The following is a 14,686-nucleotide window of genomic DNA, read 5'->3' as shown; positions in this document are numbered from 1 at the left end:
GAATTATTCTGAAATTTTAATTCTGTAAATATCTGAAGAATTTCTTTTGATTGATTTCACAAAAAAACCACCTTCTTCGGGAATAATTTCTTTGAAATCAAAACTTGTACAATCTTTCGGAAGTCCGGAAAACACTAAGGTAAACCAAAAATCTTTCATAAAAGGTACAACTGTCCAGTTGGGATAAATGGTAATGTTTTCAGCATGAATCAAGTTACTCTGGTGACCTGAAGTGGTATCCATAAGATAGGTTGTATTCCAGATTCTGATGAGGTTTCCCAAAAATGGTGAAGCAGGAAAACAACAATGCACAATGACCTGCTTCTCTTCATCTATTTTAGTCTGAAGAGATTCCAGCAATTCTTTTGCAATAACGGGTTTTACAATGACTTCTTCCATGGTTGATGGGTGATGAGTAATTGGTAATGAGTAATTTGAGGTTGCGAATAAATTGCACATTACTTATTACCAATTACTTATATTTTAATGTTTGAGTTCTAATTTTTCTTTGCTGTATGCTCTTATTTTATCGGTAAGTTCACGATTATCAGCTAGTTTTTGTCCGTATGACGGAATCATTTCCAATAATTTTTCTCTCCATTCGCCATTCAGCTTTTCAGGAAAACATTTTTCTAAAACATTGATCATCGCAAATACCGCCGTTGAAGCTCCCGGAGAAGCTCCTAATAAAGAAGCGATTGTTCCTTGCTGATTGACAACGACTTCTGTCCCGAACTCCAGTTTGCCGCCTTGTTTTCCGTCTTTTTTTATGATTTGAACACGTTGTCCGGCGACTTTCAATTCCCAGTCTTCTTCTTTTGCATCTTTCACAAATTCTCTTAAATGCTGAATCCTCTGAGCTTTGGTCATCGCAACCTGCTGAACCAAATATTTTGTCAGCGGAATATTGTGCCACCAAGCCCCGAAAAGGGATTTTATATTTTTTGTATTAACACTTGCGGGTAAATCAAGATAATTACCTTCTTTCAAAAATTTAGTTGAAAAACCAGCAAAAGGACCAAACAGTAATGCTTTCTTCCCGTCAATAATCCTTAAATCCAAATGCGGAACAGACATTGGTGGTGCATCTACAGTCGCCTGAGTGTATACTTTTGCCTGATGCTTTTCTACCAATTCAGGATTGTGCGTAACCAGCCATTCTCCCGATACCGGAAAACCTCCGTACCCTTCACTTTCTTTAATGTCTGAACTTTCCAGCAACGGTAGAGCATAACCTCCAGCTCCAATAAACACAAAATCTGCAACGACTTCCTGCTTATGACTGTGGATTCTGTCTTTCACTTTCATTTCCCATTTTCCGTCTTCTTTAGGATCAATATCTTTCACTTCATGATACAGGAAAACTTCAACATTTGAATCTTCCAATAAATGTCTTCCCATTTTTCGGGTTAAACTTCCGAAATTGACATCGGTTCCCAAATCCATTTTTGTAGCTGCAAGTATTTCATTTTCATTTCTTTTGCTCATTACCAAAGGAATCCATTCTCGTAATTGGTTGTGGTCAGTAGAAAATTCCATTGCAGAAAACAATGGTGAATTTTTCATTGCTGTATGGCGTTTTTTCAGATATTCAGCATCTTTTTCGCCAAATACCAAACTCATATGTGCACAAGAATTGATGAAATCTGAAGGCGTATTAATGTACTTTTTATCAATAAGATAAGACCAAAACTGTTTTGAAATTTCAAATTGCTCGGCAATACTTTCAGCTTTTGAAATATCTACTGTTCCGTCTTCATTTTCTGGAGTGTAATTCAATTCGCAGAATGCTGAATGACCCGTTCCTGCGTTATTCCATGCAGCGGTGCTTTCTTTCGCAAACCTTCCGAGTCTCTCAAAAATGGCTATATTTAAATTGGGATCAAACTCATGAAGCAAAGTTGCTAACGTAGCACTCATAATTCCGCCACCAATTAAAACAACATCGTATTTTGGTTTTGGTGTTCTGCTTAAAATTGAATTGGACATTCTTGTAAATTTACTACGAATTTCGGGAAAAGTTTTTTATTAAATATGCGATTAATCATTTTTAACACGCTAATTTTTAATTTAAGAATATGAATATTTATATTCTCGCATATACAGTAGATTTTTTGGTTGAGAAAATAATCCCACAGATTACTCAGATTTTCACAGATGAAATTTAAAAATATTTTACTTTTCTCTCGTGATTTGAACTGATTTTGTATTTTTGATTGGTATTTAAAATTTTGGAGCCAAGCAAAGTATATCAAACAAATAATGGCTCAGTAGAAGCAAATATTTGTGGAAACTTATATAAAGCAGAATGGGAGCTCCGTAGGAGCGACATGTTTGTAAAAGTTTATTTTTTTCTTCTTAGATTCTAAACATCGGATTGTTGCAGCCCGACTTAAACGGAGCTTTTTTGTGGCAGCGAAGCGGAACGAAAAAAGCGGGAGTTAAGGGGCGAAAATAGCTGCCATAAAAAAACATCAGTAAATAATATACTGATGTTCTATTTTATATTTTTTAAATTTAATTCAGTTTTGCAGTCAGTTTTTTGAATTGTTTTTCTGCGTTTTTACCTTCATACAAAATCGCATAAATGGTATCAATAATAGGAAGTTCAAGATTTTTTTGTCTTGCTGTTTTATAAATAGAATCTGCGGCGTAATATCCTTCAGCAACCATGTTCATGGATTGAATGGCAGATTTTACAGTATATCCTTTTCCAATCAGATTTCCTAAATTTCTGTTTCTGGAGAATAACGAATAAGCTGTTACCAGTAAATCTCCTAAATATGCACTTTCATTCACATCCCTGGGCGCTTCATAAATCGCTTCAAGGAAAGTCTCCATCTCTCGGATAGCGTTTGATACAAAAACGGCTGTAAAGTTGTCTCCATAACCCAATCCGCTTGCAATACCCGCTCCGATGGCGAAAATATTTTTTAGGATGGCGCTGTATTCATTTCCTAAAATATCTTTGCTTGAATTGACTTTGATAAATTCTGAACTGAAAATATCAACCAGCTTATCAGAAGTTTCATCTTCTACCGTAGCAACGGTGAGATAAGAAAGTCTTTCCATCGCAACCTCTTCTGCGTGACAAGGTCCTGCAATCACAGCCTGGTTTCTGAAACCGATTTGAAATTCTTCCTTCAGATAATGCGCAACAACATCATTTACTTTAGGAATAATTCCTTTAATGGCTGAAACAAAAATTTTGTCTTTGTAGTCACACGTCATTTTATCCATTGTGTCAGACAAATAAATCGAAGGAGTTGCCAAAACTACAATATCACAGGCTGAAACCAATTCGTTTACATCTGTGGTCAGTTTTAAATTTTTAAGGTTAAAATTTACCGCAGTAAGATAAGTCGGGTTATGACCACGAAGCTCGATTGCACCTTTTACAAATTCACTTCTTACGCACCAATGCACGGTTTTACAGTTTTCAACAAGCATTTTCACAATCGCCGTAGCAAAACTTCCGCTACCGACAACTCCTACAGAAATGTCTTTCTTAGCCTTTTTTGTGTTTGCAGATTCTGAAACTGTTTTCTTTTTCGCCATAATAAAAGTGTGAACTGCAAATATATTAAAACAAAGAAATAACCAGTCTTTATATGAAGGATAAACCTCATTTTTTGAAAAATTTAACATTAGCATACAATTAAATATCTAAAAATCCGTTAAATACAAATTATTATTAATTTAAATTAAAGGTATTTCTCAAAAAATTATTTTAGTTAAATTTGCACCCTTAAAACGGTTTTTAAATTCCAAGAAACAGAAAATGAAGAAATTTTTAAGAAGCAAAAAGAAGGTAAACATCCTGATTGCAGGACTTTTACTGATAGTTTTTGCACAAAGTATTTTGATCGCCAACTTATTTTCAAAAAAAGATGATAAAAATTACGAAGTCAATCTGGTAAAAATAAACACTGAAAAAGACAGTGTAGATTACCTGAAAATGAAAACAGATCTTAGTTTAGTAGACCAAACAGTAGGACAACTGAACTCATTTCTAAAATCCAAAGACATTAAGAACGAAAAATTGATGGTTCTTGATAACGACAGTATTTCAAACTCTATTTATCTGGCAAAACAATCCAACAGATACAGCCAATATCTGATGGATTTGCAGAAAAAACTAATGCAGGTTCCTTTGGGAATGCCGAGCGAAGGTTATATTTCATCTAATTTCGGGATCAGAAAAAATCCTATTCCATTTAAAACAGTTTATGCATCTGCAAAACCAACCGCAGAATCAAAACCCGCAGTAATTGCAGCCGCCGCACCAAAAGCTGAAGTTAAAGCAGAACCTTATGAAAAAATCATTGAAGTTACAGACAGCTACGGAAATAAACGTGAGGTAAAAGTAATGATAACACCGAAAGCAAAAAGTGAGACCGTTGCTTCTGCAACACCAAATTCCTCAGGAAATTCTGTTCCTGCAACTTCAAAAGCTGCCATTGAAAAAAACAATCCGCCTGCCGAAGCTGATCAGATGCAGTTTCACAAAGGTCTGGACGTTGCGGTTCCGTTCGGGTCTGATGTCATTGCTACTGCTGCAGGAAAGGTGATATTCGCAGGGCAAAAAGGAGGTTACGGAAACTGTGTCATTGTTTCTCATGGCAACGGTTTAGCAACACTTTACGGACATTTATCTCAATTGGTTGCGAAAACTAATGATCAAGTAAAGGTGGGACAGGTGATTGCAAAATCAGGAAATTCCGGACGTTCTACAGGACCACATTTGCATTATGAAGTTCATAAAAATAATACTCCGGTAAATCCTAAGTTATTTATGAATTTGTAAATACTAACTACAATAAATTTTCGGCGGCACCTTTGGTGCCGCCGAAAATTTCAATAAAAACCAAAAAAAATTAATATCCTGCTGTAAAACGCTCACGAATATGATTACTCTGCTCCAGCTCATCTACAAGAGCTACCGCAACATCTTCTACAGAGAGCACACTTCTACCGTTTTCATCAAAAACCGGCGATTCTAAAGACGTTCTGTACTTCCCCGTTCTGATTCCTGCTGTTCCTTGGTGCATTTCGATTGCCGGACTGAAGAACGTCCAGTCTAAAGTTTCATTTTTCTTGATTTCGTTTAAATAATCTCTTGCTGCGGTTGCTCCCGGTTTGATATCAGAAGGAAAATCCGGACCGTCAACCAATTGATTACCGTTGATAAACAAACTTCCAGCACCGCCAACAGTGATAAATCTTTTAATTCCTGACTTTTCTACCGCTTTTTCAATATTTTTGCTTCCGTTTAAAAAATCGTTATAAAGATTCGGGTTTGTCCATCCTGCATTGAACGTGTTGATAACTGCATCATTTCCTTTTAAACCTTCAGCAAGATCATCAATGTTATTGACATCAATACTTTTAGCAATCACATTCTCTTTCTGCTCAACTTTTGAAGCATCTCTCACAATGGCTTCTACAGAATATCCTCTGTTTTCCAATTCTTTTACGACCTGCGTTCCTACAAAACCCGTGGCTCCGATTACTGCTACTTTTTTCATTTTAATATTATTTATTTTATTAATTGTAATAAATTTTGTTACATTTATATTCAAAAAAAATTACTCAAATTGGTCCGCAAATTCCTGAAGAGATTTGTCTCCCAAAAAACCTTTTACCAATTGATCTGTCTCTTCAAAAAGCATACACAAATGGCTGTTAATTTCCTTCCCTACGGGACAGTCAGGATTTGGTTTTTGATTTTTCTTTCCTAAAACCTCATTGTTTTTTACAGCCGCATAAATCTCAGAAATCTTAATCTCTTCAGCATTTTTTGAAAGTCTTGTTCCGCCATCTTTTCCCAAACGGCTCGTTATCAATCCGGCTTCTCGCAATTCGCTCAATTCTTTACGGACAATTACAGGATTAACATTGATGCTTCCTGCAATCCAGTCAGAAGTGAGCCACTCCTGAGGAACTTTTGCCAGTAAGGTCATGATATGTATTGCCGTAGCAAATCTTGTGTTGCCCATAAATTTATACCGCAAAGATATAAAAATTTTAATTGTAACAAAATTAATTACAATTAAATTATTCAACTGTAATTAATTTTATAGTTATTGATGGTCGTAACTGAGAACATCACTCATCACCCAACCTCCATCTTTTTTTAACCAGACTGCCGTGAATTTTGCCTGACCGCCTAAAACATCTTCTTTATTTTTTTCCCTAATGTAAAATTGGTGATCTCCGGTTTGTATTGCTCCGTATAAATTTCCGTTGTTGTACAAAGGGAAAACCTCAAGACTGCTTTCGATCACTTTTCGAATTGGCTTTTGATTTAGATTCGAACATATATTTTGTTTTGTTCTCTCCAAAAACAATTTCTTGTCCTGAAAACCACCTTTGTCATGATAAAATTTCAAATCTTTATCCACTTTTTTTTCTAAATATGCTATATCACAACTATTAAATCCTCGCTCGAAGAAAATACTGTCTTCTTTCTTTAATTCTAAAAATAACGATGAATTTTTATCGATTTGAGCTTTTACATTCCCAATGAATAGGAAGAGAATTATCATACTGCTGTAGATTTTTTTTGTCATAGAATTATTTTTGACAAAGATTCAGGATAAATCAAATCCAGTTCAAAAAATATACCTGACAAAAACCCGACAGTTACCTGTCAGAATCATAACAAATTGAAATTAAACTTATAATATATACGTTTTTGTTTATCAATTTCGTATGCATTTCTCAGAATGATGTAAACATTGGCAAGCGTTAAACTAATCATGGTAATTATTACCGACGCTGAACCAAGTTTAAGCAAAGCAATAACCATAAAAATGATGGGCGAAATGATAGCTAAAAATACCTGGAGAGAAATAATCTGTTTCACAATTTGAGATTTCTCTTTGGTAAAAAGCATGATGAATAGTGGCGGTAAAAAATTGGCAATCGGAAACCATGCAAAAGGAAGTGAAGAAAGGTTAATCATTTTGATTAAACCGGAATTGAAAATCTGATCACTTTCTATATTTAAAACAGGTTCTTCGAAAGTAATTTTCTCTTTTAGTGTATGCGAAGCTGATAAATCTTTTTCGGAAATATCAAGACTTGAAGCTAATGTTTTTAGTGTGTACCCTTTCGGTGGTGTTCCTGCTTCAATCCGCTGAATAGTTCTCACTGAAAGACCCGATCTCCCAGCCAATTCCTCCTGTGTGAGATTTTTTTCTTCTCTAATTTTTTTTAATTCCGACATAAGTAAAATTCTGCTGTAGCAAATTTACTGCTTCCATTATTCTGTTAAATAAAAAATTACCCGAAAACAGGTAATTTAATATATAAAAAAAGAAATTATTTAATATCCAGCAATTCAACCTGGAAAACAAGTGTGCTGTTTGGTCCGATTTCTTTGCTGATTTGCTGATCCCCGTAAGCCAAATGAGGTGGAATAATCAATCTCCATTTGCTTCCTACAGGCATTAATTGTAATGCTTCCGTCCATCCTTTGATTACCTTGTTTAAAGGAAATGAAGCCGGAGTTCCTCTTTTTACAGAACTGTCGAAAACTTTTCCACTTATTGTCGTACCGTGATAATGGCATTTTACCATCGATTTCGGACCTGGTTTCGGACCGTCACCTTCAGTAATGATTTCGTACTGTAAACCGCTTGGCAATTCAACAACGCTATCTCTTTTTCCGTATTCAATCATGTATTCCTGACCGTCTTTCAGATTTTTTTCAGCCTGCTCTTTTTTACGCTTAAATAACATATCTGCTACTCCCATAATTTTTTTTCAAAGATAAGGTTTTGAAGTGGGAAGAAAGAAGTCGGAAGCGGGAAGTTTTTGGAGAGGAAAATTATTGTTCTGTGAGTCTGCACCTCAAACTTCAAACAATTTTAATATTCTCTTAACGCAGAATTAAAAACTTGGCGTTATAATTGAGTTTTTAAAACTATATGCCAAATCCATTAAAATATAATAAGAATTTCGATAAGCTTACTTATGAAGAAAGGCAACTTCTTGAGGAAAATAAAAAAAGTATTGTCGACTTTGTAGAACATTCATCGTCCTTAAGTGATGTAAATTATGCCACGAGAAACGCTCACGCCAAGACATATGTCGTTTTGAGAGGTGAATTTATGATCAGTCCGAAAATTCCTTCTGACTTATTATATCTTTTTGATAAAGAAAAATACAATATTGTTGTGAGAATTTCAAATGCTCACCTGAAAATCAATAAAAGCAGGAAAGACATTCCCGCATATGGTTTTGCGATAAAAATTAAAGATGATGCAGACCGTACGATTGCCAATTATCCTTTGGTAAATTTCTCTTTGTTTCCTGTAAATTCTGTTTCAAAATTTTTAAAATTATTCACCGCTGTCAATCGGTTTTTTATTAAAAAATGGGGAAATATTTTTCCTTTGGTATCGCAGATTTATCAGATTTTACCGAGTATTTTTACCTCATCTTTTTTGAAGAAAAGTTTAGAATTTTTGATGAAAAAAAATGACTTTATGCTGTCATTCGATTATCATTCTGTCGGTGCATATCGTTTGGGAGATTATATGATTAAAATTAAACTGAGCCCTCGAAATCCGCAGAAAAAATTCGGCAAAAATTTAACTACAAAAGAATCTATCCAACTTTTTTGTCATCAGGAGAATTATAATGCTGATGTGATGATTCAATTTTGCTATGATTTGCAGGATCAGCCAATCAATATACTGAACAGGGAATGGAAAAATTCACCTTTTATAAAAATAGGTGACGTAAAAATTGAGAAAGACTCTTTTGTTACTCCTAATACCTGTGATAATGAATTGCTGTCTTTCAATCCTTTTGAAAGTGCAGAAATCTTTCAGCCGGTGGGAAAAATTCAGAAATTACGGGATGAAGCATATAAGGTATCACTACAGACTAGGAGGAAAATTAATAAGCTTTTGAAATACAAATAAGGTGATAGTAAATTTTGCTTCGCAAGGAATAATGAATTTCTCAATAAAAAAGGCTTTACAAATTGTAAAGCCTTTTGAGATTTATTATTAATCTAATTGTTCTTGTTCGTCTTCCTTTTTATCGGGAAACATGATGGAAAGCAGAACCGAGATTACCAATACACCTCCTACAATTCCTAATGAAACTGGTGAGGAAATATGATACCATGGTGCAATCAACATTTTAACACCGATAAAGGCTAAAATAATTGCCAAACCATAAGGTAATTTGCTGAACATGTGAATAAAATTTGCCAACAGGAAATACAATGATCTTAATCCTAAAATCGCAAAAATATTGGAGGTATACAAAATAAAAGGATCATTTGAAATCGCAAAAATTGCCGGAATAGAATCTACTGCAAACAATACGTCTGTAAACTCAATTACTGCAACGACTACCAAAAGCGGTGTTGCCATTCTGATTCCGTTTTGTACCGTGAAGAATTTATCTCCATCATAGTTATCAGAAACTTTCCAGAAACTTTTGATCAGTTTTGCACCTGCCGTATCTCCATAATTCTCATTATCATCATCGCCATCGTCGCCCCAGGATTTAATTCCTGCATAAATAAGGAACAATCCGAAAAGTGTCATCACTACATTGATTTTTACGGTATGACCGAAAATATTCATTTCGGGTAAATAGGTTAATTCAATGAGTTCAACTCCTGCAAAGATAAAGATTGCTCTAAAGATCAATGCACCGATGATTCCCCAGAATAAAACTTTGTGATGAAGAAATTTTGGCACTTTAAAGAAACCAAAAACCAGGATAAACACAAATAAATTATCTACGGAAAGCGCTTTCTCAATCCAGTATGCTGCTTGATATTGTGTAAATTTCTCCACTGCCACTGCATGGCTTCCGGCCGTTCCGTCGGTATTAAAAACCCAATACACAACTCCAGAAAAAATCATTGAAAGAGAGATCCAGACTATTGACCAGATCGTTGCTTCTTTTGAAGAAACCTCATGACTTTTTTTGTTGAAAACTCCTAAATCTAAGAGTAACATGATAACTACGGTTATCGCAAAACCCCATACCAACCCGGGGTGCAGTTCTAAAATATTGTATTGTTCCACTTTATTAATGTTATTATATGATAAAAGCAATAGCCGTAAAGATACAGATATTGCTTAATTTATGAGCCTAAAATCATACAATTTCAGACAGATTTTCATTTGCATTTTACAAATACTTTTGCTGAACGGTCTGAATTGTTTGTTCCAGTTTTTTATCTGCTGTAGGATCTCCGATTGCATTGAATTTCCACTCGCCATTTTTCTTGTAGAAAACTCCCATTACCATGGCAACATGACCACTGAAAGATTTATCATTCGCAATATCATATTTAGCAAAAACTTCTCTCACGCTTGTAGGAGTTCCTTCATAGATACGGATCGATGCAAAAGGGATCGTCCCGAAATCCTGACCTTTGTAGCTGTTTAAAACTAAAGCAACATGCTCAACTGACGGATCTAAATTAGCAAAATCAATCGTGATTACTTCATTATCTAAACCGTCATCACCACTAACGTCTCCCGTTAAATCATCACCACTGTGTTTTACAGAGCCGTTTTTAGATTTAAGGTTTCCGAAATAGATAATTTCTGTCGCATTTTTGTTCGTATCATATAAAATACAGCTTCCGTCTAAGTCAACTGCTTCTTTTGAAACTCCGCCAAAAAAACCTTTTTTCTCGATTGCTCCCCAGTTAATTCCCACACACGCTTGAGAAAGTGTTGTTCCGTTTTCTTTTGTCAGGTTTATTCTTTGACCTTTTTGTAAGTTAATAGCCATATTATTTTTGTTTTTAGTTATTTTGAAATGTAAAAATAGATTTGAATCTTTATTAATTCATTCTGCTTTTAATTTTTATTAATTATTTAAATTTAAATTGAGCATCGCGCGAAGAATATTGGTTTCTTCGTTGACGTCAAATATTTTGCTCATAATATCTACGTTTTCAAGATTTTTCAGATAATCTTTTAAAACATCATCTACACCTTCCGGCAAAATTCTTTTCTTCTCATGAATGGTTTCTTCGAGCTCTTCATTCCTTTTTATCAATTGATTCATTACCGAAGCCTGATTTGATTCATTTTCAGAAGTATCCAAATAAGACAATTCATCATCAATCAGGTACAGTCTTTTTTCCTCAACATTAAAAATAAAATGCTCGTCAGACTGGAAGATTTTAAACAATTCATACTCATCTCTTCCAATTCTGTACCCACACACAAAACGAACTTTAAAATTCTGAATATTGAGCTTGCCTAATAATTTTCTTTCAATCGAATAATCCTGATACTGATAAGAAGAAACCTGACTGTGTTTGAGTTTCGTTTCATCCGCATTTGTCCGGTAAAATTCTACCGCATATTTTTTATGAAAATATAAAACATCATTCCAGTTCAGAGAAAATTTATCTTCGGTAAGATCTTTATAAAGCTTCCTTAGATGTTCAGAAAAAACTCCGCTGTATATTTTCCTGTCTGTTTCAAAATGATCAACTTTCTTCTCTTCAAAATTCTCAATATATTGATTGTTAATGTTGATTTCGTTGATTACCGCCAACAGATCATTTTCTTTCTTCTTTTTAATTTTAGTTAAAAGTTCGATCAGACTGTCAGTATATTGCAGGTGAAAAAGCTCAAGTTTATTGTAATCTAATGTCTTGTTTTCTTCGAATAATTTATGAATAATATCTGTTTTGATATACACTGATATTACGTCAATATTTTCATAGAAATTAGAGAGAAGTTTAAGCTTAGTTAATCTTCTTCTACTCTGAGACATTATGTTTGCAACCTCACCATCCACGTTTTTGCCCTATTTACCCTCTTATATTTGCTTTCAGTTCAGATTCTAAAGTCTGTAGATCCTGATCTAGTTTTCTTCTGCTTTCTGTGCCCTGTTTTTGAATTTGCTTCACTTCATTCAACGTATTAATCAGCATGGCAGTGGTCTCTTTCAGTGTTTCAGCTGAAACGATGGTCTGTTCGTTTGCTTTCGCCACATTAATTGAATTCTGACCCAAACGTTCTGCATTTTTTCTCAAAATATCTTCTGTTGTGGCAGATACTTTCTGTTGAACCTCAATATTCTGCTGCTGTCTGTGCATGGCAACAGCAAGCGAAAGCTGATTTTTCCAAACCGGTAAAGTTGTGGTCAAAATTGTTTGCGCTTTTTCAGCAATTGATACGTTGTTATTCTGTACTAATCTGATTTGCGGAAGCGACTGCATCATAATCAGACGCACCACTTTCAAATCTGCCAATCGTCTGTCTAATCTGTTGATGAAATCTCTTTTATCTGCAATTTGATAATCTGCAAAATTCTGAACATTCGTTTCCATGTTTGCCAATTCTGCAGCGGCCTTTTCCATTCTCAGATTTCCGGCTATCACCAGCTCTTCAATCGCTTTGATTGAATTGACATTGCTGTCGAAAATTGTCTGCAGAACTGCATTATCTTTCGTAGAAGTGATGATTCCTGCATTTACTTTATGAGAAATCTGGTCAATATTACTGGTAATCTTATCGTATTTTGCAAAAAGATTATCAACCTGAGTCATCATCTTTTTCATGAAAGGAAGTCTACTCAGAAAACCTTTTACCTTACTTCCCTGAATCTCGTCAACGTCTACATAATTTAATTCTATCAACAAATTATTGATGAGCTCTCCTACTTCACCGGAATTTGACCTTCTTACATTTCCTAAAAAACTATCACTCTGATTCGCTAAAGTTTTCTGCAAATCTGAACCGAAATTCACGATAGAACCAGGATTTGTCTCATCAATTGCATTGGCCATTAATTCATATTTATGACGTTCTGCGTCTTCAATCTGACTTAAATTTACGTTTCCGTCTCTATCCATCAGAACGGCAGGAGCCGAACTTTGAGCAGGTTGAGCCGGAGCGATTGGAGTAGGTTCAAAGGTTTTTAAAGGCTCGATCGATTGAAGCGGATCTGTATTTTGATTGGGTTGATTATCCATAATTAATTATTGATACATTGATACAAATTTATCTAAACCGTCTCTCTGACCTGCACCTACAGCTTCAAATTTCCATTCACCGTTTCTGTTGTAGATTCTTCCAAATTCTACGGCAGTTTCGATAGAGAAATCTTCGTCCAATTCATATTTTAAGATTTCTTCATTCGTATCTGTATTGAAGATTCTGATGAAAGAATTTCTTACCTGTCCGAAGTTCTGCTTTCTTGCATCAGCATCGTGAATGGTTACTACCACTGTAATTTCTTTTACGGCAGCATCAATTTTTGTTAAATCTATTTTTACTTGCTCATCATCGCCGTCGCCGTCGCCTGTTAAGTTATCACCAGAGTGAATCACTGCTTTATCAGGCGATTCCAGATTGTTATAAAAAATAAAATGGTTATCTGAAACCAGCTTTTTATTGTCATCTAAAAGAAATAGTGATGCATCCAGATCAAATGCTCCACCGGTAGATGTATTGTTGATGTCCCATCCTAAACCGATTGTAAATTTTGGAGCATTTATATTTTCTCTTTGTCCTTTCTGTAAGTTAATAGCCATAATTAAGTTCTGTTTGTGTTAAAGTGTTTATATTGGTTTCGTATTCTTTTATCAAATGATAATTGTTGCTGATTGCCAGCTCAAGAAGATGATCCATCTGCTCTTTTTTTATTTTAGACGTAAGATAATCAAAATTACTTGATTCTAAACCTAAAATGTATTTTACAATTCTTGTGTTAAACTGAAAACTCGGTTTCAGCATTACTTCTGCAACGTCTTGCACGTCTTTTACAGTATAATAATTGAAGAAGTTTTCAATTTTCGGATCTATTTCAAAATTTATCAGTTCTGCATAATATAAAAATAGAAAATCTGCATTTACGTTGTACTCATTCAATATTTTATTGACTGTAAATTCATGACTTCCGGTAATCTTGATATCATCAATAAATATGCAAAGTTTACCTTTCAGAAAATCTTTATCCAAATAATAAGTATCATTGGCAATCAAATTTTTACGATCTTCAAAACTAAGATTACCGTAATCTTTTGTGTAGGTATGATTTCTGTTTATTTTTGAAATGATGCTGGAACGTTTTCCTCTTTGAAACAGGTAAAAATCCAGCTGCTTCTTAAAATAAAAGCATAAGAAATTAGAAGCAGTGGGAATCGCCATGTATGGACTTGGCAACACTACAATTTCCTGATCTGTGTTTAAAATTTCCTGGTGACTTGCGAGAAATCCTTCAAATAATTCTTTGGCAAATTTCTCGGCATACAATTTATCACCATACTTAAAATAGCTGTATTCTGCCGGGGAAAAAGTAAATTCTTGGGCAGAGTCTATTTTGTGCAAACTATAGCGTGTATTCATATTAGATTTGGTGTGTTATTAAATATGCGTTGAATCCGAAATCTTTTGCTCCTTTATAATCTGCAATTGCGTTATCACCAATATGCAAAATCTGGTTCATCAGAATTTCCGGCTTCAGATTATTTTTTACTTCCTGAAAAACGAGCGGATTAGGTTTTGAGCAATTGATCTCGTCAGAATAAATGTGGAAATCAATGTACTGATCAAGATTTTCCTCAATCAGAAATTTTCTCATCGTCGTTCCTTTAATAAAACCTGTATTGCTTAAAATATTAATTGTTTTTCCCTGAGTTTTAATTTCCTCAAAAAACTGATGCAGATTTTCGAAA

At 34.5% G+C, this 14,686-nt stretch carries 17 protein-coding genes; 2 read left to right on the top strand and 15 right to left on the bottom strand.

Annotated elements, in window-relative coordinates; genetic code table 11:
- Positions 1–3: 3 nt before the first annotated feature.
- From ACZZ9T_RS07405 to ACZZ9T_RS07395, 3 genes are all read right to left on the bottom strand, one after another.
- Positions 4–459, bottom strand: coding sequence for a hypothetical protein (locus ACZZ9T_RS07405; RefSeq protein ID WP_463441530.1), 456 nt, complete (start codon positions 457–459; stop codon positions 4–6).
- Between the two features lie 24 nt (positions 460–483).
- Positions 484–1,989, bottom strand: a complete 1,506-nt coding sequence (mqo, locus tag ACZZ9T_RS07400; RefSeq protein ID WP_463441529.1) for a malate dehydrogenase (quinone) — start codon at positions 1,987–1,989, stop codon at positions 484–486.
- Positions 1,990–2,517: 528 nt separating this feature from the next.
- On the bottom strand, positions 2,518–3,558 hold the full coding sequence (locus ACZZ9T_RS07395) for an NAD(P)H-dependent glycerol-3-phosphate dehydrogenase (RefSeq protein WP_463442992.1): 1,041 nt from the start codon (positions 3,556–3,558) through the stop codon (positions 2,518–2,520).
- Between the two features lie 223 nt (positions 3,559–3,781).
- On the opposite strand from ACZZ9T_RS07395, the gene ACZZ9T_RS07390 reads away from it, so the two are divergent.
- Positions 3,782–4,807, top strand: coding sequence for a M23 family metallopeptidase (locus ACZZ9T_RS07390; protein ID WP_463441528.1), 1,026 nt, complete (start codon positions 3,782–3,784; stop codon positions 4,805–4,807).
- A 70-nt stretch (positions 4,808–4,877) separates the two neighbouring features.
- Here the strand turns inward: ACZZ9T_RS07390 and ACZZ9T_RS07385 are convergent, their stop codons facing one another.
- The 5 genes from ACZZ9T_RS07385 to ACZZ9T_RS07365 form a co-directional block, all read right to left on the bottom strand.
- The gene (locus tag ACZZ9T_RS07385) at positions 4,878–5,528 is read right to left on the bottom strand and encodes an NAD(P)-dependent oxidoreductase (RefSeq protein WP_463441527.1); all 651 of its coding nucleotides are present in this window, start codon (positions 5,526–5,528) and stop codon (positions 4,878–4,880) included.
- Between the two features lie 60 nt (positions 5,529–5,588).
- Positions 5,589–5,999 carry an Rrf2 family transcriptional regulator gene (locus tag ACZZ9T_RS07380; RefSeq protein ID WP_463441526.1) on the bottom strand — a complete coding sequence of 137 codons (411 nt, stop codon included), beginning with the start codon at positions 5,997–5,999 and terminating at the stop codon, positions 5,589–5,591.
- A gap of 84 nt (positions 6,000–6,083) precedes the next feature.
- Positions 6,084–6,572, bottom strand: coding sequence for a nuclear transport factor 2 family protein (locus ACZZ9T_RS07375; protein ID WP_463441525.1), 489 nt, complete (start codon positions 6,570–6,572; stop codon positions 6,084–6,086).
- Positions 6,573–6,658: 86 nt separating this feature from the next.
- Positions 6,659–7,231 (bottom strand): helix-turn-helix domain-containing protein, encoded by a 573-nt coding sequence (locus ACZZ9T_RS07370; protein WP_463441524.1) that lies wholly within the window; start codon positions 7,229–7,231, stop codon positions 6,659–6,661.
- 95 nt (positions 7,232–7,326) lie between these two features.
- Positions 7,327–7,761 (bottom strand): FKBP-type peptidyl-prolyl cis-trans isomerase, encoded by a 435-nt coding sequence (locus ACZZ9T_RS07365; protein ID WP_463441523.1) that lies wholly within the window; start codon positions 7,759–7,761, stop codon positions 7,327–7,329.
- A gap of 173 nt (positions 7,762–7,934) precedes the next feature.
- Between ACZZ9T_RS07365 and ACZZ9T_RS07360 the strand changes: the two genes are divergently transcribed.
- On the top strand, positions 7,935–8,936 hold the full coding sequence (locus ACZZ9T_RS07360) for a catalase family protein (RefSeq protein WP_463441522.1): 1,002 nt from the start codon (positions 7,935–7,937) through the stop codon (positions 8,934–8,936).
- Positions 8,937–9,023: 87 nt separating this feature from the next.
- Here ACZZ9T_RS07360 and ACZZ9T_RS07355 read toward each other — a convergent pair whose 3' ends face one another.
- The 7 genes from ACZZ9T_RS07355 to ACZZ9T_RS07325 all read right to left on the bottom strand — a co-directional run bounded on the left by ACZZ9T_RS07355 (position 9,024) and on the right by ACZZ9T_RS07325 (position 14,676).
- On the bottom strand, positions 9,024–10,061 hold the full coding sequence (locus ACZZ9T_RS07355; protein ID WP_463441521.1) for a TerC/Alx family metal homeostasis membrane protein: 1,038 nt from the start codon (positions 10,059–10,061) through the stop codon (positions 9,024–9,026).
- Positions 10,062–10,167: 106 nt separating this feature from the next.
- Positions 10,168–10,779 carry a TerD family protein gene (locus ACZZ9T_RS07350; protein ID WP_463441520.1) on the bottom strand — a complete coding sequence of 204 codons (612 nt, stop codon included), beginning with the start codon at positions 10,777–10,779 and terminating at the stop codon, positions 10,168–10,170.
- Between the two features lie 78 nt (positions 10,780–10,857).
- On the bottom strand, positions 10,858–11,778 hold the full coding sequence (locus ACZZ9T_RS07345) for a hypothetical protein (RefSeq protein WP_463441519.1): 921 nt from the start codon (positions 11,776–11,778) through the stop codon (positions 10,858–10,860).
- Between the two features lie 37 nt (positions 11,779–11,815).
- On the bottom strand, positions 11,816–12,982 hold the full coding sequence (locus tag ACZZ9T_RS07340) for a toxic anion resistance protein (RefSeq protein ID WP_463441518.1): 1,167 nt from the start codon (positions 12,980–12,982) through the stop codon (positions 11,816–11,818).
- Between the two features lie 6 nt (positions 12,983–12,988).
- On the bottom strand, positions 12,989–13,543 hold the full coding sequence (locus tag ACZZ9T_RS07335) for a TerD family protein (RefSeq protein WP_463430912.1): 555 nt from the start codon (positions 13,541–13,543) through the stop codon (positions 12,989–12,991).
- Positions 13,533–14,357 (bottom strand): phosphoribosyltransferase family protein, encoded by an 825-nt coding sequence (locus ACZZ9T_RS07330; protein ID WP_463441517.1) that lies wholly within the window; start codon positions 14,355–14,357, stop codon positions 13,533–13,535. The genes ACZZ9T_RS07335 and ACZZ9T_RS07330 overlap by 11 nt, the downstream gene beginning before the upstream one ends.
- Before the next feature lies 1 nt (position 14,358).
- Entirely contained in the window at positions 14,359–14,676 is a 318-nt protein-coding gene (locus ACZZ9T_RS07325) for an HAD family hydrolase (protein ID WP_463442991.1), read from the bottom strand.
- Positions 14,677–14,686: the final 10 nt, after the last annotated feature.

This window comes from Chryseobacterium sp. AC417 (genome assembly GCF_979258215.1).
Note: the sequence above shows the minus strand (reverse complement) of the source record. Positions and strands in the feature narration are given on the sequence as shown.